Raw genomic sequence first — 25,266 nt, 5'->3', positions numbered from 1 at the left:
TGATGGGCTGGCTAGAGGGTGAAGTTGCGCTAATTACTGGTGGCGGTTCAGGACTAGGGCTTGCGTTGGTTGAGCGCTTTTTACAAGAGGGAGCACATGTTGGCGTGTTGCAACGATCTCAATCAAAAGTAGATGAATTGATTGCACGCTATGGTGACAAAATCGTAGCAGTGACAGGAGATGTGGCTAATTTTCAGGATAACGTTCGTGCTGTGCAGGCTACCGTAGAACGTTTTGGAAAACTTGACTGTTTTATTGGTAATGCCGGTATTTGGGATCATTATGCCGACATCGTTAACATGAGTGGCGAACAGTTAGATAAAGCCTTTGATGAAATCATGAGTATTAACACGAAGGGTTATTTGCTTGGTGCAAAAGCAGCTTTAGATGAGTTACTCAAAACTGAAGGCTCAATGATTTTTACCTTATCTAACTCAGCGTTTTATTCATCTGGTGGTGGTCCAATTTATACCGCATCAAAACATGCTGATGTAGGTTTAGTGCGTGAACTGGCCTATGAGTTGGCACCGAAAGTGCGTGTGAATGCAGTTGCTCCATCAGGCATGAATGTCAATGTGAAAGGTGCTGCATCCCTTGGACAGGAAAATCTAGGATTACTTGATGCACGTGATCCACAAAGAATTGGGCAAGGCATGCCATTGAGATTCTTACCAGAACCAGAAGACATGACTGGTTCTTATGTATTGCTCGCATCTCGTCAAAATAACCGTCCATTATCTGGCGTTTTTATAAATGCTGACTGTGGTTTGGGCATTCGTGGCTTACGCCAAGCGAACGCTGGTTTTTTTGATGCTTAATTTTAATCCGATATTAATGGACTAATAAGTCAGCTAAAAACTGTCTTATTTCGGAGCTAATCATGACTGTTAAACTTATTTGTGCTTCTCATAGCCCGCTAATGGAATTTGCGTCTCCGGCAGAAAAACAACAAGAACAAACGGTGCGTCATACTTTTGAAAAATTGGCTGCCGAGGTCAAAGCATACGACCCAACTTTAATTATTGCTTTTGGGCCAGATCATTTTAACGGCTTCTTTTATGATCTGATGCCGAGTTTCTGCGTGGGTGTCCGCGCAACAGCAGCAGGTGATTGGAATTATGGACCTGGTGAGCTTAATGTGCCTGAAAGCACAGCATTAAACTTAATTCGAAAAGTACTTGATGAAGGTGTGGATGTTGCATATTCATATCGTATGCAAGCGGATCATGGGGTAACCCAACCGCTGCATTTTTTATGTGATGGTCAACTTAATCGCTATCCAACCATTCCAATATTTATTAATGGTGCTGCTGCGCCAATGCCTACGACAAAACGAACTATTGCATTAGGTCGTGCAATTGGCGCCTTTATTAAGTCAATCAATCTGGACAATGAACGTATATTAATTTTAGGTACAGGCGGTCTTTCACATGATCCTCCAACACCTCAGATGGGTTCGGTACCACTAGAAGTTGAAGAATTTCTCATTGCTGGACGAAACCCAACTGTTGAAGCTCGTAATACACGTCAGGCCAAAATCATTTCAGTTGGACAACGTCTAGCAGCAGGTGACAAGAGTGTGTCTATACCACTCAATCCAGAATGGGATGAGCAGTTATTGGAAAAATTCAAAAATGCAAACTTTGCTGCGCTTGAAGCGATGACCGAAGACGAAATTCGACATGAAGGTGGACGTGGGGGACAAGAAGTCCGAACTTGGATGGCTGCTTTTGCGGCATTACAGACAGTAGGCGATTATGAAATGACCTTACATTGCTATGAACCAATTAGTGAATGGATTGCGGGCTTTGGCATAGTCTCTGCCGAGCTGAAATAAGGGATAAGGCGATGAATATTCAAACTATTGTCATCATCGGTGCTGGGCAAGCAGGTGCAAGTGCAATTCTGGAACTACGTAATAACAATTACGACGGTAAAATCATTTTAATAGGTGATGAACCTCATTTACCTTATGAGCGTCCGCCTTTGTCTAAAGATATGATTCTAAGACCTGAACAGACTAAAATTGAGATTCTGTCTCAACAGAAGTTAGAAGACTTAGGTGTTGAGTTTATTAAGGGAAATGCTGTTGTAAAGATTGTACCTGAACAATATCAAGTAATTTTGGAAAGTGGTGAACATGTCCATTATGACAAGTTGTTGTTGGCAACAGGTGGTGCACCTCGGCGTCTTCCTATTTTTGATATATTAGGAAAAAATGTTTATACCCTACGGAATTTAGAGGACTCGCAAGCATTATTTTCTGTACTACAGCCAGAAAAGCGTATTGTATTGATCGGTGGTGGAGTGATTGGTCTAGAATTAGCATCTAGCGCTCGCTTTAAGGGTTGTGATGTAGTTGTGCTAGAACAAAGCCCAATGATTATGGGGCGTTCGCCAGCAATTATTAGTGAGTTTCTATTGGATCAACACCGTAGCCGAGGTGTTGATGTTCGATTAAATGTGAAAATTGTTGAAACTAAACTTCGTGGTGAAGAAATTGTCATGCTATTGGACAGTGGTGAAGAGTTAATTGCCGATGCTGTTATTTATGGCATTGGGATTGTACCGAATGCTCAATTGGCCATAGATGCTGGTTTAGATGTCGATTTTGCTATTAAAGTGAATGAAAACTGCCAAACTTCAAATCCTGATATTTATGCTGCTGGTGATGTAGCAACTCAGTTGCGTTCAGATGGTAATTATGCCCGTATTGAAACTTGGGAAAATGCCAATAATCAAGCAGGTACTTTTGCTCGTCATGTCATGGGGTTAGCACAACCTCAAGCTAATCCATCATGGTTCTGGACAGATCAATATGATTTTAATTTTCAATTCGTTGGAGATATGTCTGCAAAAGAATGGCATATACGAGGCAATATGAATCCGCAAGAAGACCAAAATGTAGGATTTACCTTATTCGGGTTAGATCAAGGCATCGTTGTTGCGGGTATTGCAGTCAATCAGGCGCGTGATGTTAGACACTTAAAAAAATTAGTTTCTAGTTCTAGCGCCTTTGATAAAGAAAAATTACTAGATATATCAATTGAATTGCGAAAATTAATTTAAATAGCCTTGTTATACTAAAAGCCTATTTAATATTGAAAAGAAAAACCGTCATGATTATATGACGGTTTTTTTATGCCTGATTATAGATATCTCTTAGAAATCGAAAGCATTAATACTTAATTTGAACTGTATAATAACTCTTAACTATTGAGAAAGCAGTTTTGTTTCATCATGATTAATATCTTTTTTAGATATATAAATTTTAAAAACCCCTTTAATTGTTTTTAAGTATTTGAAATTTAATTTAGTTTTTAATTTTATTATAATTAATTTGTCTAAAAATAAAATATTTTAAAGAAGAGGATAAAGTTTTCTTTGTTGTTTTTTTTGAATGTATAAAACTTAAGGCTAATGTCGAAATCAAAGTGATTAATAAATGATGTGCTGAGATTTTTCAAATTGATAGAAAAGGATTTTTCTATGAACCGTGCAGGAAATAAGCACTCTATTATTACGATCGCTATTTGTTTTCTAATTGCTGTGATTGAGGGAATTGATATACAGGCAGCCGGTATTGCGGCTGTAGGTATTCGAGAATCCTTTGGTTTAAATAGCTCTCAACTAGGTATTTTTTTTAGTGCAGGAATATTGGGTTTACTACCAGGCGCGTTAATGGGTGGACGTTATGCCGATCGTATTGGTCGTAAAATGGTGTTGATCGGGGCTGTGGCTATTTTTGCTGTATTTACGCTTTTTACAGTCTGGGTAAATACTTTCTATACTTTGCTATTAGTACGCTTTCTTGCTGGAGCAGGTTTAGGGGCTGCGATGCCGAATTTGATTGCTCTTGTTTCAGAAGCTGTTTCTAACGAAAATCGTGGTCGTGCCGTTGGTCTAATGTACTGTGGTATGCCAATAGGAGCTATCTTAGTATCTTTATTAGCAGCCTACGATGTAAGCGGTCACTGGCAAACGATTTTCTATGTAGGGGGAGTTGTTCCACTCTTGGTACTTCCTCTTATGATCAAATTTTTACCTGAATCTCGAGAGTTTTTACAAACGAGATTTCAAGATAAATCGATTACCCACATACAAAGCTCTTTTAAAAATCTTTTTCAAAATAATTATGCTTCACAGACTTTATTACTGTGGGCAAGCTATTTTTTTACCTTGATGGTGGTTTACATCATGTTGAGTTGGTTACCGTCTCTATTTATGGAGTTGGGATTCTCTCGTCAACAGGGCAGTTTAGCTCAAGTATTTTTCCAAATGGGAGCTGCCATTGGGACTGTTGTACTGGGTATTTTGATTGACCGCTGGAATAAAGCCTATGTGATTATCCTTATGTATATAGGTATTTTAGCTGGTTTATTTAGTTTAAATGGAGCTGGAAATCTAACTGCAATGTATGCAGCCGCAGCCTTAATGGGGACATTTACTATTGGTGGACAAGGCGTTTTATATGCTTTTGGCAGTATCGTATATCCAACAGAGATTCGGGCAACTGGTGTAGGCAGTGCCGCAGCGGTTGGACGTATTGGTGCAATGTTAGGTCCCGCAATTGCTGGTCAATTACTCGCAATGGGAAGCGGTGCTACAGGTGTTATTTCCGCTGCTATTCCTGGAATTGTCATTTCAGCATTACTGATGCTTTTGGTAATTCGTCGATTACATCAGGCTAAATAGTCCAAAGTCCAAATAGAACAATGAAAAAAGCTCAGCTCTGGGAGCTTTTTTCATTTTATTTCAATTCAAGAAGCCCTCAAGTCTATCCACTCTAAGTTTAGAGCAAATCAATGATTGTAAATGTCAGATGAATTGACTTCGTATTTTAAATAAAAACCTTAATTGAGTAAGAAAAATGCACCCAATTGCCAATGAAAAGCTTTGGAATCGTTCATTTATCCTTTGTGTATTGAACAACCTTTTTTTATTCATTTATTACTATGCTTTACTCACCATATTACCTCTTTATATTTTAAAAGAATTATCTGGTTCAATTAGTCAGGCAGGTTTGGCACTAACTTTATTCTTGATTTCATCGATTGCCATTCGTCCTTTTGCTGGTTTGATCATTGAACGCTTAGGCGAAAAAACTGCATTGCGCGGTTCAGGATTACTGTTTGCATTTTTGGCCTTTGGTTATTTATTTATAAATCAACTATGGGTATTACTGTTGATCCGATTCGTGCATGGAATCTGGTTTAGTATTTTAACTACAGTAACCGTACCTATTGTGAATGAATTCATCCCAGAGCAGAGGAAAGGCGAAGGCATGGGATATTTTGTCATGTCTACGAATTTTGCAGTTGTATTTGGGCCGATGATTGCACTAGCTACTCTGCGTTACACTAGTTTTTATAATCTATTTATTCTTCTCACTTTAATTGTGTGTCTAGGTTTGGTTTTTTGCTTTCTTATACCTGTGTCTTCGTTAAAAGATAGACAGTGGGTTCAAGCAAAGCAAAAAATTTCTTTAAACGGTATTATCGAAAGGAGAGTGGTACCTATAGGGGTGGTTGCATTATTTGTTGCCATGGCTTATTCAAGCATTATGAGTTTCATTAGTGTCTATAGCGAAACGAAACACTTACTTGCTGAAACAAGTATTTTTTTTATTATCTTTGCAATATCAATGATTATCGCGCGTCCTTGGGTTGGCTATTCGTACGATAAAAGAGGAGCTAACTCAGTGGTTTATCCTTCGTTTATTCTTTTTGCGGTAGGATTATTCTTGGTGAGTCAAATGCAAACCCAGTGGGAATATTGGTTTGCTGCGGTTTTAATTGGTGCAGGGTACGGATCACTTTTTCCTGTTTTTCAAACGATGGCTATACAAACGGTTGAGAAAAACAGAATTGGGTATGCGGTTTCAACCTTTTTTACTTTATTTGATTTAGGGCTGGCAATTGGTTCGGTTCTGGTAGGACTTATTATTGCTCAAATAGGCTATGAAAAAACTTACCAGTTGTGTGCATGGGTAACGATAATGACTTTATTTTTATATCGTTGGCTATGTAATCGAGATATAAAGACAAAAATTGGGATATGACATGGAATTACGTCACTTACGTTATTTTGTTGCGGTTGCTGAAGAGCTGAATTTTACAAAAGCGGCATTACGAATGCATACGGTACAGCCTTCGCTCAGCCAGCAAATTAAAGATTTAGAAGATGAAGTTGGTGTTCAACTTTTTATACGTAGCAAGCGAAAAGTCGAGCTTACAAAAGCAGGGGAAGTTTTTTTTAAAGAAGCTTTGATTATATTAGAGCACACAGAGAAAGCTATTAGCTTGGCTAGACAAACTGCAAAAGTTGAACAAGAACAATTAAATATTGGTTTTGTTCCAGCAGCTGAAATGAAAGTTTTCCCTTACATCATGCCGAATATTAGAGCACATTTCCCAGAGCTTACAATTGATTTTCAAAGCTTAACCGATGATGCTCAACTACAGGCGCTTAAGAAGGGCGAGATAGATATTGCTTTTACCCGTTACGGGGCTAATACAAATGAATTAGTTTCTATTCAAATCTTTCAAGAACCGTTGACTTTAATTATTCCTAAAAACTCTCCAGATGCTCAACAGGAACGCATCAGTATAAAAAGTTTTGAGCACCATAACTTTGTGATGTGTAATGAAGAAGCTTCACCTGAACTTTATCGAATTATTGATGGATTTTTTAAAAAATCTAAACTTAATATCAATGTCGTACAGTACTCAACTAACATTTTACTGAATGTTAACTTGGTTGGAATGGAAATTGGATGGAGTCTCGTTCCTCAGTATGTCATCCCACTTTTAGGAGATAAAATTGTAGTAAAAAAAACCGTAGAACCTTTGCCTATGATAGGTTTATATGTTTCTTATAGAAAAGACCATGTTAACAAAGCTATAGATTTAATTTTGGATGTACTTAAAAAACAGTTTCATCTAAATTTTTCCTTTTAAAAAAAAGCCATTCTAAAGAATGGCTTAATTACTTTTAGATGACCAAATGCATTTTTTGGAACAACTCTTCACTTATACTGTTTACTGTTTGAGGAATAGCGAGTCCTGCTATAAAACGATCAGGTCTTAAAATCACCATAGATTGATTCGTTTGACTGAACCAAGAGCGAATTTCAGTATCTACATCGCCAATAGTAATTACATGTTCATGAGAAGAACGGTTCGGTGCATCTAACTGAACAGCTGGTACGACTTGAATAAACTTGATTCCTAACTTATCCCATTTTTTCATTACATTTGGTGATATACCCCAAGTAGGATTAACTCCCCAAGCAAGAATAGCAAAGTTATTGCCAATCACTTCGTCGAGTAAAATTTTGTCTTTATTTTCAAGCTGAACATGAGGCTGGATGAACATCTTTCCGACAGGCGTATTTTTTTCTGGAAAGGGTGCCAAGATGCCTTGATGATATTTTGGCATGGGTTTAAAACGCATTTCTAACAAATAACGTTTTATTGGTTGTATGTAATTTAATACGTATGCAATACCATCACGCACAACACCTTGCCATTTCTTTGGTGGAGCAAGTACATGGCCTGCCAGAACAGATAAATTAATCATGGCTTGAGCATGATCTCTTCTTTCTAATTGGTAACTATCTAGAATTTCTGGGCCTGCAACTTTTTTGATGACTAAAGCCATCTTCCAAGCAAGGTTAAAAGCATCACGCATGCCACTATTGTAACCTTGGCCTTGCCATACAGGCATAATATGCGCTGCATCTCCAGCTAATAAAATACGGTCTACACGGAAACGGTCTGCAATACGTGCATTGTGCGTATAGACACGTTGACGAATTACTTCAATATTGTCGGTATGTGGTAAAACTTTACGCAATAAACGATTAATATTTTCGGGTTTACTTAGTTCTTCCTGAGTTTCTCCTGGCATTACCATAAACTCAAAACGACGAATACCATGTGGTAAAGCAGCCGATACATAAGGACGTACTGGATCACAGCATAAATATACATGAGGCGTCGCTAGTGGATCGTTGGCAAGGTCAATAACAATCCATTGGTTTGGAGCAGTTTCACCCTCAAAATTAATGTTAAGTGTACGGCGTACAAATGAATTCCCGCCATCGCAAGCGATTAAATACTGCGCTTGAACAATTTCCTGCTTTTGATCTTTAGTCGTTAAATTTAAAGTTACATGGTCTTTGTCTTGAGTGAAGCTATTTAATTGACGTGAAAAACGCACCTCCGTGGTTGGATAGGCTGCTAAACCTTCCAGTAAAACACGGTCAACTTGGGGTTGGATAAATGCATTACGACGTGGCCAGCCAAATTCGCGAGTCATAGGCTGGATATCCGCAAAACAGCGACCTTTGGGTGTTAAAAACCGCATAGCATGATTAGGGGTGGTGTGCGGTAAAACTTGTTTGATTAACCCTACTGACTGAATTGTACGTAATGATTCATCATCAATACCAATCGCTCTTGGATAATCAATGAGTTGGTCTAGTTGTTCAATAACAGTAACTTGTACACCTTGTTTACTTAAATAATTTGCAATTGTTAACCCAACTGGGCCTGCACCTAAAATTGCAACTTCCGTGGTGTGATGTTGAGTCTGATTCACAGTAAATATCCCTTACTATCTAGTTTTCTTATTAATATCAAAATTGAAACAAAGCTAAATTTAATCAATAGTTTAATAAGACGATTTTTTAAAGGGTTAAGTATGCTTTATTGATTTTAATGTATTGTATTTAAAGGATTTTTAAATATTTTGTAATAGGTTTTTTTAATCCCATCATTGTTTTAAATTATAATTGAAAGAAATTAATATTAGAATTTAATTTGTATATTAAAAAATTAATTTATATACACGGCTTAAATAAATATTTAGAACATTTGTATGGGGTATTAAAGAGAATAATACTTTAGCTCATTAGTAATTTTGGCACTACATGAGCTTAAAATTATTCCTGAGCATAACGGGCTCTTTGTTCTGTAGACCAGCTTTGCTTACCAGCAGCAAGCGCAAAACAGGCCGCTGCCAGAAAATTCTATGTGAACAGAAAACAAAGCGTGAGGGAAAGTCATGCTTCAATTTCATTCTTTCCTATTAGTAAAAATTTAATAATTTAGCATGTCATTTATTACCGAAAAAGTCATTTGAAATAGTTAACAATGTTTTATTGAGGTGTTTGGCTTTTTTATTTTTGAGTATTTCGGTACTATTCCTACTCTTCTTTCTGCACAAAATCTATAAAAAGCTTGCACTCATCGTAAGCTTTTAGACTGATTAATTTACTAGGGCATATGAAACGTTACTGGAAACAAACTGAATCAATAGCTTCACGTTGGACGACCGAACAAGACTGTTTTTTAATAGAAAATAATTCACTTTCTATAGATGAGCTAAAAGAGCATTTACCATTTTCTGAAGATGAAATAAGAGTTCGTAGATCAGTTTTAGGACTCGTAAGACGAGATCAGCAAATAAGATCGTATTAATTTTACCAAATGATAAATTTTAATTGAAAATAAATATTTAAAAAAATAATAATATTTAAAAAAAATTGCGGATGAGTTATTAAAACCATAATTTTTTTAGGTGATTGTCCAGTAACCTTTACATAAAACTTTAACTACTTACGTTTGAGTATAATATTGTTTCACTCCTTTACATTTGTTTAATCATAATCAGAACCATAAAACATTTTAAGATCAAAAATTTATAACAATTGAGATTGAGGAGGGTAAAAATGCCAAAGTATTTAGCCGTGGCTGAAAAGGTTTATAAGAATATTAAAAAAGACGACTTATTCACCAATGACCTTACACAAAATCTGAATTGTTTAATCAGTCAGATACGTAAGGCCATTAAAGGGACTGAGTTTAAACTTAAGTTCAATTATATTGATTTTGACGAGCAGCTCACGAAGCCTCTTTGTGAATGTAAAGTCAAAGTTGATCTAAGTGTAATGCCGAAGTTTGAAAACGAAGGAGAGTATTTGCTCTGGTTAGCAAGTTTTATCGAGCGAATTACCGATGGTGGAAAACCTAAATTTCCACCAATTTCACAATTAATTCCGCACGGATTTAAAATTTCTAAAGAATCATTTCCTGTGACTGTTGCTCCTCCTAAAGAAGAGCATGCAGATATGATTATTAAATATTTTAAATCGGAAGATTTTATGAAAACCAAAAAAACTCCTTCGTAAAAGAATATAGAAGTATTCGTCCACCATACTTCTATATATTGCTGGTTTAAATTCAGCCACCGCCTTCTGGGGCGGTTTTTTTATAGATATTCTTTTATTTACTTCTTTCTAAAAGCAAAACCGGTTTGTCGTAATTACTGTTACACCACTCATGTTTTTTTAGTACAGCTTCTGGAACCTGAGCCATATCTTTCACAGCAGCAAAACCCATAGAGCCGTAAAAGCCTTCTAACTCGGCAAAGGGTAAACAGTAAAGCATAGAAAAATCTGAATTTTTAATTAAGAAATCAACTACCTTACGGGCGATTCCTAATCCTTCATTGCCCGGAAAAACATAAATTCCACCAAGCTCGCCGCTGTTAGCATCAATACCTACAACTCTACCTTGACCAACAGTTTTCTCACTAATAGAAGCTAGTACAATAAGTTCATCATCATGTGATGGTACAAAATCAATTTTGGCATAGCGTTCGTTTATAGCTTTGAGATCGGCAGGGGTCGCGAATCTTAATGAAATTTCCATTATTCTTCCTTTAAATATTATCTTCAATTTTTTAATCTTTTATGTCTAATAATTCATAGAATCAACAGCTTGAAGTATTCCAGTAAATAATAGTGCTAGTTTAGACTCAGGCTGTGGTTCATTTCCATTTGCGGTAAATACGGCGCACACTTTATGGCCTTTTTGAGTTTTTCCAATTACAGAAAAGTTGATGACGCCGTATTCGGATCCACCTTTGAAACCAATCTTTTGCCAATTTAAATTTTTAAAAAGTGGATTTAAAGAACTGTTCAGAGCAGGAGCATCTTGAACACTTTCAAGCAGAGGACAAATCTCATTGGCTGACATATACCATTCAGCATCTTGCCAAGTAGCCGATTTTCCAATACTACTCACATTCGGTAGCGGTAGTTTGTCTAGCTCAGCGAGTACTTCTAGACGAGTCGACTTTGTTCCTGTTTTAAACTTATTTCTGAGCTTTTCATTACTTGGGTCAATCAGTTGAAATAGCTCTCGTGTGGTCAGCAGAGGAGAATTCCTAGGTGACAACGCTTCTATACGAGGTTTCTTTAATACCTCTATCAAGCTATCTGTTGCTGTATTATCGCTAATTTGTATCATTAACTGCGCAAGAAGTTCGAGATTTACAGGTGTACTAGCAGGCAAGTTTTGTAAAACTCCTGTTGGCAATGAGCGATTCTTTTCTTTTAAAGAAACAATAGTTTCTCTTTTTAATTCGCCTTTTTTTATTGCATCTTCATAAGCTTTTAAAACCAGTAATTTAAAAGTCGAACCGACAGCCATAGGAGTTTTATCGTTTTCTACAACCACAGGCTTGTTATCTACAATAACTAAAAGAGATGTTTTACCGATTGTATTTTCATGTAGACCTTTAACCATTTCGTCTAGGCTTATTGTCTTAAAATGAGGCGCGCTAAACCAAAGAGTACTAATTTGTCCTTGCTCATTTAAGCTAATTGAAACGGGTAATTCTCCTTTTTCGAAATCAATAGTCCCAGAGCCATTTGAAACATTAATACTTTTAAGAGCACCTAAAGAGACTTTTAAATCATCAACAATTTTTTGAATTTGTGTGATGGAAACTTGTCCTAAAAATTGAGGGCTAAATAAAGAAGCTTCTATGGGTTTATCTGCAAAAATTAATGAAAGTGTAGTCGATAAATTATCCATTTTTTGTTCTGTCGCTGCATGAGTATTAGAAATAACTATAGGGGAAACATCCAAAGCCATAACGCCTACAGCAAAAAATAAAGCTCTAGTTACGTACATTTTCTTGGTGAGAAAGTTCTTCATTAAATGTCCTCTTATATTCAGACTCATCTACAGGTTTTTATAAATGGTTTTAAAATAAGCATTCATTTTGGCCCATCAAAACTTATATATCTATATAAATTTCTTCGATTTTATAAACCCTCATTTAATAATGAAGCTAAATTATTTACCCTTACTTTTTAATGACTTATTTTAAAGCAAATAGCATTTTGCGTGCTTGACTGCACGTAACTTGGATAATATCCTTTCCGGACTGGCCTACATTACCAGTCGGTTTTAGCAGACCGCCTGTAATACCGCATCAGAATTATTCCTTCTGAGGAATAGTCTTGTGTGTAAGCTTCTCGTCTCCTCCTGTAGCGGTAGGACGGGAGTGGGACACCTTTGGGTGTGCTTGTGTATTACCAAGTCTGCTAACCCGCTTCCGTTGCCACCATAATTTTAATGCCTGGCAGAACTCCCAATAGAAGGAGTTGGCTTTGCGCATTCATTATTTCTTGGCTCTCACTGCCAAAAGCTATAACGATACTACTTAAATCATCTTTAAACAGCTTGATGGCCTTTAGGGTTTTCAGGCTTTAGGTTATTACGGCTCAAAAATTTGTATCAATAATAAAACTTGAGATGTGCCAAGCACAGTCTTTACGGCTTTGCTGTGCCTTTTTTCTCCCAAAAAGGGCACAGGCTTTTTTATCTCTACATCCAACAAAAAATTTTATAACGGTAAAACTATGCCAAATTTAGTTCTCCCAACACGTGCCTTATACGTTGTAAATAAAGCGATTGATCTGTTTCATCACCGTGGGTTCCACCTTATTGGGATCGACAGAATAGTGAAAGAATCAGAAATTACGAAAGCCACTTTTTATAATTACTTTCACTCCAAAGAGCGACTTATTGAAATCTGCCTGATGGTGCAAAAAGAAAAGCTCCAAGAACAAGTGGTCGCAATGGTCGAGTATGACTTAAACACTGCCGCAATAGATAAACTCAAAAAGCTTTATTATTTACATACCGATTTAGAAGGGCCGTATTACTTATTATTTAAAGCTATTTTTGAGATTAAAAATAGTTATCCCAACGCCTATCAGACCGCAATGCGCTATAGAACATGGCTCAAAAATGAAATTTACAGTCAGCTTAGAATGCTAAATGCGGATGCTTCTTTTAATGATGCCAAGCTATTTGTATATATGGTGGAGGGCACAATCATTCAGCAACTCGGTAACAACCAAGTGGATGAAAAGGATAAACTATTAGATTATTTTATATCGAAGTTTTCTTAGAACAGCGCTCTATAAGAAACAAAAGCCCCGATAATGGGGCTTTTATAATGTTAGTTACTAACTAAAATCTCAATTACCACTTATGGCTATAAGAAACTTTCAGCGTTGCACCATTTGCCATTAAATGGCTAGTGTTATTACCCGATCTTAATAATTGGCTATAGAGAGGATAGTATTTGCGGTTAAACATGTTCTCTAAACCAATCGTCACAGTGTCTTTTTTGTTAAGCGCAAAGCTACTGATTAAATCTGCTGTTGTATACGTTTTTACATCGTAACGACCAAAACTATTTACGCCATTTAAGCGGTAATCTTCTGAACCGAAGTAAGTCGCTTGTAGGCGGTTGGTCCAAGTTTCAGTTGGGCTATAAGAAACGTAAGCTGTAAGTTTTAATGGTGGAATACGGAAACCCGTCATGTCTCGTTCAGCACCATCTTGAGGTTTTTCACGACCTTTCATCCACGTAACGCTACCACCGGTTCCCCAAACATTGGCATCGTCCAGATAGTCAAAAGTTGCTTCAACACCAGTGATTTTCTCTTTGGTTCTAAGCATAACCAAACTATTACTCACTGGTTGAACAGCGCCAAGATCAGAAGTAGAGTGGAATATAGCTAAACTTGAAGAGAAGTTATTGAAGTTTCCTTTCCAGCCTAACTCATAGTTATCAACTTTTACAGGCTCTAAGAATGACGAACCAAGATTAAAACCTGTGCTGGCATTGCGAATAACTACACCGACATCAGGCAACTGGAAACCTTGGTTAAAAGATGCATAAATCGAGTGTTGATCATTTGGAGAGAAAGTCACATTAGCATTATACAACCATGCATCAGCTTTCACTTTTCCGCCCTCAACGGTGTAAGGGTTGGGCTTATATGATTGTGTGTCAGGATCAAGTTGTGATAGTGGAATAAAGCTATCAATTTGCGCGTAGCTGTCTTCATAACGCGTACCAGCTTCAGCCGACCATTGGTCATTAAAGCGGTGTTTTAACTGTACAAAACCACCAACACTTTGCGTGGTGAGTTCGGGTAAGTAAATGAGCTTGCCAGTTTTTACAAATTCTAGACCACCAGATTGGTCATAAATATCAGAATCGAAAATATCTAAAGGCATTTCGCTTTTTTCACGGTTAAAGTCGCCACCCCAAACCAATGAGGTATCACCTAAAAACTCGAGGGGGGTGGTTACAGTTAAACGGCTACCGAGTACATTATTTTCTTGAGATACCTGATCCACTTGTCCACCACGTGGGCTGACTTCATTTTCAGAAACACGTGCATCAAATGGTGAAAAACGGGTAAAGAAGTCGCGGTAATAAATTTGAGCTTCAACTTTATTGCCAAAAAAGTCTTTATGGTTATAGGTTAAATTGTAAATCTGATTTTCGTTTTTAGTCTGGTCTTTAAGCTTTAAGCCTTTAATGGCTTTTGCTGGCACTGTACCAGCTGGAGCTTTTTTAACACTTGGGTCAGATGCATAATCTGAGTCTTGCTCGGCATTATAGTAGTTTGCAGCAAACTGGACATATTGGTTGTCATCAATATGATAACCAAGCTTACCGCCTACGCTGTAAGCATCGGCATCATATAAATCTCCTTGACTTGGTTCAGGGGCAACACGGTCGCCACTTGCATCGTACGGACTACCAATACGTTGGTAACCAAAGTCGAGTGCATAGTCAAAAGCGTTAAAGCTGCCTGTGAAATATTGATGAATGTCACCACTTAAAGCATTAGAACGGAAATTTGTTAAAGGTGTTTGAAGCCCAACGACTGTTTTGGCGGTAGGTTCACCGCCAGCAGCTTTCGTGGTAATTGAAATAATACCGCCAGAAGCGCCACCACCATAAATTGCGTTACTACCGCGAATGACTTCAATGTTAGCAATACTTTCAGGGTCGATAGCTGAAAGACCTCTTGATGTGTCGCGTGTCAGGTTCATTGGAACGCCATCGACCAAGATGAGGGCATTACGGCCCCGTAAAGTTTGACCATAATCGGTAATGGTTCGGCTTGAGTCGGAAAGGCCCGGTACGGCTTTAGCTAAAACAGTTGCAATATTTCCAGATGAACCATTTCTTAAAAGTTCAATTTGTTTTTCATCTAGCTTGGTCACTTGTTTGGCAGATGTAGAAAGTTCATCTGCACGTGAAGCGGTGATTGTAATTGTAGGGAGTGCTTCAGGTTTTTTTTCAGCATCTGTTGTCTCAGAAGGCGAGGCTGCAAAGGCCGAGTTTGAGAGAAAGATGGCTCCACCAAGTGATAGAAGTGGAATGATATTTTTTGCTTCAGACTTCCTAGTAAAAAGTTTATTACTTTTTATCTTATTTCCCATTTTCTCGCCCTGAGAGTGATTGTAAATTCGTCGAATTATAAATGAGAATGATTTTAATTAATAATATTATTAATCTATATAATAGAAGTATTTGTGGCTCTTAAATAAACATAAATAACAAAAGATCTTCTAAGAGAGTTAAGAGTTTTGATTAATTTAATACATTTTAAAAGTCTTAAAACTTGTTCATCTGTAGCATTCTTAAGGAATAAAAATCTTTTTTTATATGTACAAAGAGAAACAGTGACTTGAGATCAATATCTTTCCACCTATTCCATACTTGTTAATCTATTTATTGTCTAGTCGAATAGTAGTGATCAGCTTTTATCTAATTTTACGATTGAATATTACTTCCTTGTTGTATTTATGACGACATATGTAAACAAGCCTTAATCTATCACACATGAACACTTTAAAATTATTGAAAATAAAGTTTTAAGGTGTAGGTTTTGGATTTTTTTAATTTTTATCGTGATCTTCAAGCTGAGTTAAGCAACTATCCTTGGCTAGAAATGCTAGTTTCGCTCACACTTTTGATCCTTTTTGCTGCATTAGCAAATTTCATTGCCAAAAGAATTATTGTTCGGGGAATACGTCATTTAGTGACTAAAATTAAGTCACTCAACCAGTCAGTTTTTGCCCAGCATAGTGTCATTAAGCGATTTGCCAATATTGTGCCGGCCATTGTTATTATGAATGGTATTACTACCGTTCCGCATTTGTCGGAAAAAGCGGTTGCTTTAGTACAGATGGGCGCACAGGCATTTATTTTTCTCACGATTGCGCTCACCATTAGTGAATTATTAAATATATTTAATTTAATCTATCAGCGTAATCCAAAATCTAGAAACAAGCCGATTAAAGGTTATTTGCAACTCGTTAAACTCATTATTTTTGTTGTTTGCGGATTAATGATTTTGGGTACATTCCTGAAAAAGGATGTATTTACGTTGTTGGCTGGCTTCGGTGCAATGGCAGCCGTATTAATGTTAGTTTTCCAAAATACGATTTTGTCATTGGTCGCGAGTGTACAAATTGCCTCTTATGACATGGTACGTATTGGGGACTGGATTGAAATGCCATCGCTCAATGCTGATGGTGATGTCATTGATATTTCATTGCACACAGTGACCGTTCAAAACTTTGATAAAACATACACCACGATTCCAACCAATAAACTAGTGACAGACACTTTTAAAAACTGGCGTGGTATGAGTAATGCGGGCTGTCGCCGTATGAAGCGTTCTCTTTATATCGATCAAACTAGCGTGCACTTCATGACCGAAGAAGAGCAACAAAAACTCAAAGATTTTTTATTGCTAGATCAATACCTCAATGCCAAGCAATCTGAGATTGACGAATTTAATAAGCATTTAGGTAGTCAGTCACGTTATAACAAAAGACGCTTAACCAATATTGGAACATTTAGAGCATATGTTGAATTCTATTTGCGCCAGCATAAGGGGATTGCTCAAAATCAAACGCTTATCGTTCGCCAACTACAACCAACGAGTGAAGGTCTACCATTAGAAATCTATGCATTTACCAATACCACCGCATGGGTTTCTTATGAAGCAATTCAGTCAGATATTTTTGATCATCTGATTGCGATTTTGCCTGAGTTTGGCTTAAGAGTGTATCAGGCACCTTCAGGCCATGATTTTCAGAAATTAACAGTAGAATAAACAACTGTTAGCGTGCTATCTATTTTATTTTCAAATAGATAGCATCTTTTTAATAATTTTATACATTAATTTATAACTATTCTTAGAAAATTATTATTAAATAGCTGTATAAGTTGACTTTGAAAGCTACATGCACATTGTAGCTTAAAAGATTTTAAGCAAACTCAATCTAAAACTTGCAGGAGTAAGGCTTAAGTAACAAATTTGACACTTTGAACAAAGAAAATACTAAATGTTTAAGAATAACAAACAATAAAGTTGCTTTACTAAGATTTGTTAGGTGAGTTGGAGTGTTTGAATGGCTACAGCAATTGAGAACAGAGCTAGACAACTTAAAAACGCTAAACGTGGAGGATATGCGCCAACCATTGCCAAAGACGTAAACAAACATAAAGTACAAAAAATAAGGAGAGCTCTAGACGAAGCCCGGCGATATGTGAGTGAACTAAATGACGAAACGGTTATCTTTGACGATCAGGACGCAAGGCAAAAGGCAGAAGGAGCCAAAGCAATTATTGAAATGTTTGAAGCAGCTTTAAGCGGTGCGTGAGCAGCATCAAACTAAAACATAATCATAAAAGACCTTGCTGAAGACACGGTTAACGTTCTAGCCCCTCGACTAGGCAACTTAGTTATTCAGCAAGGCAGTAAAATAAAAATAATTCAAATATTTCTATATTCTATTTTTTACTCAAAAAACCAAAAAAATACCGGTCAAATAATATTATTGATGAGCTTAATTTTTTTAGAAAATTATTACTAAATATAAAAATTTTTCGGAGTTAAAATGTGATGGATTTTACATTTCTATTCATTGCTGTGGTTCGTTATGGAAGTCAGTTTCAGAACACTCTTATAGATTACATTTGGTATTTCAATACTTACATATTGCAATAATATATTCATCATACTTCCCTAAAAGTCTGATCAATCGCGATGGTCAATATAAGAGGGAAGGAAATATGCCAAAATTTCTAATAATTGCCGAGAAGGTTTATAAAAAACTAGAAGAAGATAAATTGTTTTCAGATAACCTGATCGAACAACTAAATAACTTGGTCAGTATTATTCGTAAAGAGATAAAGGGAACTCCCTGTAAACTCAAATACAATTTTATCGATTTTGAAGAATGCCTAAGTAAACCTTTAAGTGAATGCACGATTAAACTCGACATGAGTTTAATGCCTAAATATAAAAATAAAGGTGAATATATTATGTGGCTAGCGAGCTTTATTGAAAGAATCACGGTTGGCGGGCAGCCAAAATTACCACCACTTTCAAGTATTGTGCCAGCCGACTTTAACGCAAAAAAAGAAGCTCAGACGGTAGTTGAAAATAAAAAAGCAGTATCGGAAGAAAATGCAAAGATGATTGTGAATTATTTTAATTCTGAAGAATATCAGAAAAATAATAAAAAAATAAATCTGGTTTAAAGCCATATAAAAGTGTGTGTCCACCGCACTTTTATAATCGCTGGAAAATTTCAGCAACCGCCTTCTGGGGCGGTTTTCTTTTGCCATATACATACTTAAACAATTACATCATAAAAAATTCCATAACTTATCTGTATAGCATGTTAAGTTTTTCTACACATCTATAAAAATTACGGAAGGGTTTAAACATGAAATGTTCATATCAAGATCTAGATGGAAATATAGTCGAATTAACTTGTGAAAGTTATATACATATACCGTCAGGTGCCAGTGGAAACAAATTGGGAATAGATAATAGGGCAGAAGACTTAATACATATCACTGAAGATTTTAGTTTTTTTAAGAAAACAGAGGCAGATTCAATACCACTCTATCGATTCGCTGTAGATGCTAATTACAATGTTTTTAATAGTGATGAGCTACCAGCTTTGGCACAAATTGGAACCGATTGGAAAGTGCTTAATGAATAACTTTGCGATTGTTAGGTAGCCTATAAGCTAATGCTTTAATATTTTGTAAAATTTATCGAATAGTAAATATTTAACTTATCTTAATACAGGTATTATAAATAGCGAACTGAAAATATAGTCTAAATATTTATAGGCAGTTTTAGACTAGATGTTGATTATATAGAGAGAAAGAACATGAAGCGCCTTATTATATTATTTCTATTAGCTTATGCTACAAGCTCCTTTGCTCAAGTGCCATTCGAAGTCAGTAAAAGTTGTTTTGTAGTGAATGGTAGAAATATTACTGAGCCTTGCTTACTTTCTTCTACAAATAACTCGACATCTAACTTTGAAAGATTAACTTTTGCTAATACAAAAGTTTTTATTAAAGAATCAAATATTTGTTCAAATAACGATTCATGTGTTTCTGTAGGAAGTAATTTGTCGAATTTAAAAGATGCGACTATTTATTATCGTGATTTAAAAACTAAAAAAATTATTGAAAAACCGGAAAAAGATTCATGGACCTGTTTTAAGCAACCAATTGATAAATTAGACTTTTGTATTTCTTATAATTAATAAAATCTATTTTTAATAAAGAAAATTCTAAATTAGTCTTGGGCATTAAATGCTTCATGGTAGCTTACATCACCTTTAGGAACATAATTTTGAAAACTTAAGGCTTGGAAGTATTCAGGGGGCACACCAGGTAGTTTTAGGTCAGGGTATGCCTTAAAACCAAAGCGACTGTAATACTTTGGATCACCTAATAAAACACAACCTTTTGCGCCTGATTTTTTTAATTTTTCTAAAGAGCTATTCATAAGCAATGATCCAATACCTTGTCCTTGCTTATTCGGCGCGACAGAAATAGGTCCTAAGCCATACCAATTCTTTTCACCTGATGAAATTTGCACTGGTGAAATTGCCACATGCCCAACAATAGTATTATCTTCAACCGCAACTAAAGAGACTGTAAGTTGTTTGTGCTTTCTTAAATTATTAACAATAAAGTGTTCAGTATGGCTCGTATGTTCAGCATTTAGAAATGCCGCTTTAGTCAATTCTTCAATTTCTTTAATATCTTCTTCTCGCTCATCACGAATAAAAATATTCATCTTAAGTTTGATCCGTTTTTCTCAGCTACTCTTTTATTTTTAGCATCAATAGGCTTAGTTAGGAATAAATTTCAATCATAAAAACTTGTATAATCCATAAATAAAATAAATGAAAGTAATATTGATAATCGGTATCAAATGATAATTATTCTTTGTATTATTCATGTAATTTTTTTAAAGCTACTTAAAGATTATGCAAAGGACTACGAAACACTTTCAAATTAATGCATTAGCACTTGCTATAGCAATGAGCACAATTTCAGCGCATGCAGAGACTGATCAGCAGACTTCGGAATATGGAACTCTTCCTACCATTAAAGTAAAAGCTGGAAGTGGCGAAGAAAATGAAAAAAGTTATATAGCAGGGAAAACAGATACAGCGGTTCCACTGGGTTTATCCGTTCGTGAGATTCCACAATCTGTTTCTGTCATTACTCAACAGCGTTTACAAGACCAGCAATTGTCAACTTTGGTTGAGGTCGCTGAAAATGTTACAGGGGTAAGTGTCAACCGTTATGAAACCAACCGAGGCGGAATCTATTCACGTGGTTTTGTAGTAGATAATTATATTATTGATGGTATTCCCACCACATATAGCTTGCCTTGGTCTTCAGGTGAAATTTTCTCAAGTATGGCCTTATATGATCATATTGATGTAGTTCGAGGGGCAACAGGTCTTACATTTGGTGCTGGAAATCCATCTGCTGCGATTAATATGGTTCGTAAGCGTGCTACGAGTACAGAGCCAACTGCTAACGTAGAAGTGAGTGCAGGGAGTTGGGATAATTACCGTGTTATGGGTGATATTGCCAACTCCCTTAATCAATCAGGGACAGTACGTGGACGAGCAGTGGCCCAATATGAACAAGGCGACAGCTATACCGACTTGTTGTCTAAAGAAAAGCTAACTTTACTGTTAAGTGCTGAAGCAGATTTATCTGAAAATACCCTTTTATCGGGTGGGGTAACTTATCAAGAAGATGATCCGCGTGGACCAATGTGGGGAGGTTTACCTGTCTGGTTTAGTGATGGCACAAAAACGAACTGGTCTAAAAATACCACTACAAGTGCTGACTGGACACGTTGGAATGTTAAATATACCAATCTATTTGCAGATTTAACTCATAAATTTAATGACAACTGGTCAGCTAAACTGTCTTATTCTCATGGTAAGCGTGATGCTAATTCAAAGCTTTTATATGTTTCGGGTAGTGTAGACAAAAATACTGGTCTAGGGCTATCTCCTTATGCATCAGCGTATGACCTTGAGGTAGAGCAAGATAACGCTTCTTTGCAGCTCAATGGTAGTTTTGATTTGTGGGGCTTAGAGCAAAAGGTTGTTTTGGGTTATCAATATTCCAATCAGGACTTTACAGCGTATGCTCGTTCAACTGATACAAAAATGGAAATTGGCAATTTCTTTGAATGGAACGGCAGCATGCCTGAGCCAGTGTGGAATGCACCTACACTCAATGAAAAATATAATATTGAACAAAATGCACTATTCGCTGCGACTTATTTAAATCCGATTGAGCCTCTAAAATTTATTTTAGGTGGGCGTTTTACAAATTATGAAAAGAATATATATGGTCGTAGTTCATCCATAAAATATGACCACGAATTTGTTCCTTATGCAGGTATTATCTATGATTTCAATGATGTCTATACTGCATATGCAAGTTATACCAGTATTTTTCAGCCTCAAGACAATAAAGACTTTGATGGAAACTATTTAGACCCGGTTGAAGGAAACAGTACTGAAGTAGGCTTAAAATCTGCATGGTTTGATGGACGTTTGAATGGTACTTTAGCGCTTTATCATATTAAGCAAGACAATTTAGCTCAGGAAGCAGGACAAGTTACTCGTAACGGGGTAAAAGAAACCTATTATCGGGCAGCAAAAGGTGCGACGAGTGAAGGTTTTGAAGTTGAAGTAAGTGGACAAATCACACCAGACTGGAATATTACAGCAGGTTATAGCCAGTTCTCTGCCAAAGATGCAAATGATGCCGATGTTAATACCCAACTTCCTCGCAAGATGATTCAGACATTTACCACCTATAAATTACCGGGCAAATTAGAAAACATAACCGTGGGTGGCGGGGTAAATTGGCAAAGCAGTACCTATATTAATGCCGAAAATCCCAAAGAAGTTATTGAGAAAGTTGAGCAAGGAGATTATGCACTTGTAAACCTTATGGCTCGTTATCAAATTACAAAAGATTTTTCGGCTCAGCTTAATATTAACAACGTATTTGATAAAAAATATTACGGTGTTTTCCCGGCATATGGCCAAATTACTTTAGGTGCCCCTCGAAATGCGGCGCTAACACTACAATATAAGTTTTAATGAAGTTATTTTTTTAAAGCACCTAAGGGTGCTTTTTTTATAATTCTAAAAAAGAGCTAAGTATCAAAATAGCACTGGTTTTCACCTCTATTTTTTACCATTTGATAAAATTATTTTTAACTAAAATTTTACCGTTCGTCTGCTAATTAAGATAACTAAGTCATCAATTTATATATGAAAATGTGATGGATTTAACTTAAATTTATTTGCTTAAAAATTATACTAATTGATAAAAAATATAACTTGGCTATATTCCAAGAACATATTGCAGAGTTAGCAATATGCATTTCTAGGATGGAATAAAAATGAAAATAAAATTATCGAAAATAGTAATAGCCAGCTCATTATTGATATTTGCAAATATGAGTTATGCAGAGGGAGTAAAACGGTTTTCTGTCTCGGCAGGTTGGTTACATGTAATGCCTCAAGGTAAAGCTAATCCATTTAATATCAATACAAGTGTTAAAAATGGAACAGTTGCTAAAGTTGGAAGCATTTCGCCGACCAGTTTCTTAAACTCCGTTGATCCTAATGCTACAGAGGTAGATGTAGGCGGTGAACCTTTTAATCAAAAAGAGTTTCTTGAACTCGCTTTAAATGATGACTTTTTAAAAGGGCTCTTACTTGATGAAGAAGGCAATATAAAACCTGAGGTAGCAGGTGAGGCAACGATTCAAGGGTTAGAGCAGTGGCATCAAAATGATGCTGGCCTTGAAGTAGATGACACAGACACATTAGGGCTTATGTTTAACTATTACCTCAATGACAATGTGTCTTTACAATTTATTGGAGGCATTCCCCCTAAAGTCGATATTAAAGGTCAAGGCGAAATCTTGGCTCCATTAAGTGGTGTCGCGTTGTCACCACATGAATTAGTTAAAATTCTTTTTCCGAACGGCATTACCTTAGGTCAAGCGGTCCCGATTACCAATTTAGGCAATAAACCTAAAGCAGCTAGTGTTCGTGCTTGGACCCCTGCAATTGAAGCACAATATCAATTTGGGAAGAGTGGGGTGAACAAGTTTAGACCTTATTTAGGTGTGGGTTTAATGTATGCTCATTTTAATGATATTAAGCTAAATGACGAAATTCGTTCTGACCTGATCTCTGCAGGTCATATGATTCAAAATGTATTAGATGGTAAGGCTGGGGCTGCCTTGGATCGTAAAGAGTCTAGTGGAAATATGGTGGTTAAAGTAGATGCAGATGATGCGATTGCGCCTATATTTACTGCCGGTTTTACTTATGATTTTAATGATTCTTGGTATACGGTTGCCTCAGTATCTTATGCAAAACTAAATAATCGAACACAAATTGATGTCATTAACCAAAATACGGGCGCTCGCTTAATTCATGGGTCAACTAAAGTTGATATTGATCCGATCATTACATATTTAGGGGTGGGCTACAGATTTTAATTTTTTAATCATTTGAAGCAGTATCCTGAAGATGAATTCAATAAACTAAAATCTTTGGGATACTTTTTCATTTTACATTTCTTTGTGAACACTACAAAAAAGTCTATAAATCTATGCTGATCGTAATATTGATAGCCAGTATTTATAAGCTAATCAATTAAAACTGTATGAGGTGAGATATGACTAAAATTATCGCTACCCTAGGTTTAGCAGCAATCGTTTCGCTTTCTGTGGCGGCTTGCCAAGGTGAGAATGATACTAAACAGCAAGATAAAACCACGACTCCACACTCAATGGATAAAGACTCCTAATTTTTATAAATTTTAAAGCCTATCGTTAGATGGGCTTTAAAATAACTTTGCTGCGTCTTGCTATTCCTAGCTATTGTTAGGGATCAAAATAATCTTGCATTGATAAGACAGCACTACAGAAAAATATGAATCTTCTTTTATATGTGCCAGTTGGTTTCCATAGCTTGCATTGAATTGCATACGGTTTTTATAGGACATGTACTTAAAGCCACTTTGATAAAATGACTCATTATGGCCATTACCATAAATTTCGGCTGTAAAATTTCAAGAGCTGATAAGTTAAGTTTTATGACACTCACTTTTGAATAGCGAAGAAATAACTTACAAATCCAAACGCTACTCATCAAATCTATACATAAAGTTAAATTTAATAAAAATTATCTTTCTTATAATAATTTAAAAATAATTTTGAGGGCTAAAAATGAAAAAAATCATTAAAATTTTATTATTATCTAGTTTGATTTCATCTATACCATTATCTGTAGTTGCTAAAAATATTGAGACTAAAGTAAGCTTTTTAAAAGGTTCTTCTCAAACTACATTAACCGGAAAGTTTCAAGGTTATGATGATGTAAGATATCGAGTTTTTGCAAAAAGTGGACAGATTTTAAAATTTAATATTAATAGTTATGGTAATTTAGCTTATATTAATATTTTCGCTCCAGGTCAAAAGCCTGGTAAAGATAAGCCATTATTCGTGGGTTCGACTGTAGGTTTTTCAGGTGAAGTAACGCTACCTGTCGATGGTGATTATATTGTTCAAGTTTATCAAATGAAAAAAAGCGCACAAAGAAATAGAGCAGTTTCTTTTAATCTAGATCTACAAATATTAGATAATAAAAAATAAAATGATAATTAAAAGATTTATATAAAAGCTCTAATAAT

23 protein-coding genes are annotated in these 25,266 nt (G+C 36.1%); 18 read left to right on the top strand and 5 right to left on the bottom strand.

Annotation, left to right across the window (positions count from 1 at the left end; genetic code table 11):
• Positions 1 to 2 precede the first annotated feature (2 nt).
• The 6 genes from hcaB (at position 3) to EGS71_RS04900 (ending at position 6,959) form a co-directional block, all read left to right on the top strand.
• On the top strand, positions 3 to 818 hold the full coding sequence (gene hcaB, locus EGS71_RS04925) for a 3-phenylpropionate-dihydrodiol/cinnamic acid-dihydrodiol dehydrogenase (RefSeq protein WP_004736599.1): 816 nt from the start codon (positions 3 to 5) through the stop codon (positions 816 to 818).
• Between the two features lie 62 nt (positions 819 to 880).
• Positions 881 to 1,837 (top strand): 3-carboxyethylcatechol 2,3-dioxygenase, encoded by a 957-nt coding sequence (locus EGS71_RS04920; RefSeq protein ID WP_000216622.1) that lies wholly within the window; start codon positions 881 to 883, stop codon positions 1,835 to 1,837.
• A gap of 11 nt (positions 1,838 to 1,848) precedes the next feature.
• A complete protein-coding gene (hcaD, locus tag EGS71_RS04915) occupies positions 1,849 to 3,069 on the top strand; it encodes a 3-phenylpropionate/cinnamic acid dioxygenase ferredoxin--NAD(+) reductase subunit (RefSeq protein ID WP_001025817.1) in 1,221 nt (406 codons plus the stop codon).
• 420 nt (positions 3,070 to 3,489) lie between these two features.
• Positions 3,490 to 4,695, top strand: coding sequence for a 3-(3-hydroxy-phenyl)propionate transporter MhpT (gene mhpT, locus EGS71_RS04910; RefSeq protein ID WP_001077903.1), 1,206 nt, complete (start codon positions 3,490 to 3,492; stop codon positions 4,693 to 4,695).
• 175 nt (positions 4,696 to 4,870) lie between these two features.
• Positions 4,871 to 6,061 carry an MFS transporter gene (locus EGS71_RS04905; protein WP_000553351.1) on the top strand — a complete coding sequence of 397 codons (1,191 nt, stop codon included), beginning with the start codon at positions 4,871 to 4,873 and terminating at the stop codon, positions 6,059 to 6,061.
• 1 nt (position 6,062) lies between these two features.
• Positions 6,063 to 6,959, top strand: a complete 897-nt coding sequence (locus tag EGS71_RS04900; RefSeq protein ID WP_000423245.1) for a LysR substrate-binding domain-containing protein — start codon at positions 6,063 to 6,065, stop codon at positions 6,957 to 6,959.
• 34 nt (positions 6,960 to 6,993) lie between these two features.
• Here the strand turns inward: EGS71_RS04900 and EGS71_RS04895 are convergent, their stop codons facing one another.
• The gene (locus EGS71_RS04895) at positions 6,994 to 8,604 is read right to left on the bottom strand and encodes a bifunctional 3-(3-hydroxy-phenyl)propionate/3-hydroxycinnamic acid hydroxylase (protein ID WP_001077081.1); all 1,611 of its coding nucleotides are present in this window, start codon (positions 8,602 to 8,604) and stop codon (positions 6,994 to 6,996) included.
• Positions 8,605 to 9,290: 686 nt separating this feature from the next.
• On the opposite strand from EGS71_RS04895, the gene EGS71_RS04890 reads away from it, so the two are divergent.
• A complete protein-coding gene (locus EGS71_RS04890) occupies positions 9,291 to 9,485 on the top strand; it encodes a hypothetical protein (protein WP_002010410.1) in 195 nt (64 codons plus the stop codon).
• Positions 9,486 to 9,736: 251 nt separating this feature from the next.
• Positions 9,737 to 10,195: a hypothetical protein gene (locus EGS71_RS04885; protein ID WP_001127329.1), complete on the top strand. Its 459-nt coding sequence runs from the start codon at positions 9,737 to 9,739 to the stop codon at positions 10,193 to 10,195.
• Positions 10,196 to 10,289: 94 nt separating this feature from the next.
• On the opposite strand, the gene EGS71_RS04880 is transcribed toward EGS71_RS04885, so the two are convergent.
• Together EGS71_RS04880 and EGS71_RS04875 are read right to left on the bottom strand one after the other, a co-directional pair.
• Positions 10,290 to 10,718, bottom strand: coding sequence for a GNAT family N-acetyltransferase (locus EGS71_RS04880; RefSeq protein WP_000406274.1), 429 nt, complete (start codon positions 10,716 to 10,718; stop codon positions 10,290 to 10,292).
• A 45-nt stretch (positions 10,719 to 10,763) separates the two neighbouring features.
• Positions 10,764 to 12,011 (bottom strand): serine hydrolase, encoded by a 1,248-nt coding sequence (locus EGS71_RS04875; protein WP_002010312.1) that lies wholly within the window; start codon positions 12,009 to 12,011, stop codon positions 10,764 to 10,766.
• Between the two features lie 710 nt (positions 12,012 to 12,721).
• Here EGS71_RS04875 and EGS71_RS04865 point away from each other — a divergent pair.
• Positions 12,722 to 13,276 carry a TetR/AcrR family transcriptional regulator gene (locus tag EGS71_RS04865; protein WP_001133227.1) on the top strand — a complete coding sequence of 185 codons (555 nt, stop codon included), beginning with the start codon at positions 12,722 to 12,724 and terminating at the stop codon, positions 13,274 to 13,276.
• A 73-nt stretch (positions 13,277 to 13,349) separates the two neighbouring features.
• Here EGS71_RS04865 and EGS71_RS04860 read toward each other — a convergent pair whose 3' ends face one another.
• Entirely contained in the window at positions 13,350 to 15,617 is a 2,268-nt protein-coding gene (locus EGS71_RS04860; RefSeq protein ID WP_000527021.1) for a TonB-dependent receptor, read from the bottom strand.
• Positions 15,618 to 16,066: 449 nt separating this feature from the next.
• Here EGS71_RS04860 and EGS71_RS04855 point away from each other — a divergent pair, with 449 nt between their 5' ends.
• From EGS71_RS04855 to EGS71_RS04835, 5 genes are all read left to right on the top strand, one after another.
• Positions 16,067 to 17,302, top strand: coding sequence for a mechanosensitive ion channel family protein (locus EGS71_RS04855; protein ID WP_000345328.1), 1,236 nt, complete (start codon positions 16,067 to 16,069; stop codon positions 17,300 to 17,302).
• Between the two features lie 298 nt (positions 17,303 to 17,600).
• On the top strand, positions 17,601 to 17,852 hold the full coding sequence (locus tag EGS71_RS04850) for a hypothetical protein (protein WP_000179474.1): 252 nt from the start codon (positions 17,601 to 17,603) through the stop codon (positions 17,850 to 17,852).
• A 412-nt stretch (positions 17,853 to 18,264) separates the two neighbouring features.
• On the top strand, positions 18,265 to 18,735 hold the full coding sequence (locus tag EGS71_RS04845) for a hypothetical protein (RefSeq protein WP_001123841.1): 471 nt from the start codon (positions 18,265 to 18,267) through the stop codon (positions 18,733 to 18,735).
• Between the two features lie 188 nt (positions 18,736 to 18,923).
• On the top strand, positions 18,924 to 19,205 hold the full coding sequence (locus EGS71_RS04840; protein ID WP_000650375.1) for a hypothetical protein: 282 nt from the start codon (positions 18,924 to 18,926) through the stop codon (positions 19,203 to 19,205).
• A gap of 174 nt (positions 19,206 to 19,379) precedes the next feature.
• The gene (locus EGS71_RS04835; protein ID WP_000825559.1) at positions 19,380 to 19,763 is read left to right on the top strand and encodes a hypothetical protein; all 384 of its coding nucleotides are present in this window, start codon (positions 19,380 to 19,382) and stop codon (positions 19,761 to 19,763) included.
• Positions 19,764 to 19,795: 32 nt separating this feature from the next.
• Here the strand turns inward: EGS71_RS04835 and EGS71_RS04830 are convergent, their stop codons facing one another.
• Entirely contained in the window at positions 19,796 to 20,302 is a 507-nt protein-coding gene (locus EGS71_RS04830) for a GNAT family N-acetyltransferase (protein WP_001019949.1), read from the bottom strand.
• A 193-nt stretch (positions 20,303 to 20,495) separates the two neighbouring features.
• Between EGS71_RS04830 and EGS71_RS04825 the strand changes: the two genes are divergently transcribed.
• From EGS71_RS04825 to EGS71_RS04805, 4 genes are all read left to right on the top strand, one after another.
• Complete coding sequence (locus EGS71_RS04825) at positions 20,496 to 22,652, top strand: TonB-dependent siderophore receptor (protein WP_001189903.1); 2,157 nt, start codon at positions 20,496 to 20,498, stop codon at positions 22,650 to 22,652.
• A 305-nt stretch (positions 22,653 to 22,957) separates the two neighbouring features.
• Positions 22,958 to 24,070 (top strand): OmpW/AlkL family protein, encoded by a 1,113-nt coding sequence (locus EGS71_RS04820; protein ID WP_004736587.1) that lies wholly within the window; start codon positions 22,958 to 22,960, stop codon positions 24,068 to 24,070.
• A 179-nt stretch (positions 24,071 to 24,249) separates the two neighbouring features.
• Positions 24,250 to 24,381, top strand: a complete 132-nt coding sequence (locus EGS71_RS04815; protein ID WP_000161254.1) for a hypothetical protein — start codon at positions 24,250 to 24,252, stop codon at positions 24,379 to 24,381.
• A gap of 421 nt (positions 24,382 to 24,802) precedes the next feature.
• A complete protein-coding gene (locus EGS71_RS04805; RefSeq protein WP_000720297.1) occupies positions 24,803 to 25,228 on the top strand; it encodes a hypothetical protein in 426 nt (141 codons plus the stop codon).
• Positions 25,229 to 25,266: the final 38 nt, after the last annotated feature.

The sequence above is a fragment of the Acinetobacter sp. FDAARGOS_559 genome (assembly GCF_003940475.1).
GTDB lineage: Bacteria > Pseudomonadota > Gammaproteobacteria > Pseudomonadales > Moraxellaceae > Acinetobacter > Acinetobacter baumannii.
Note: the sequence above shows the minus strand (reverse complement) of the source record. Positions and strands in the feature narration are given on the sequence as shown.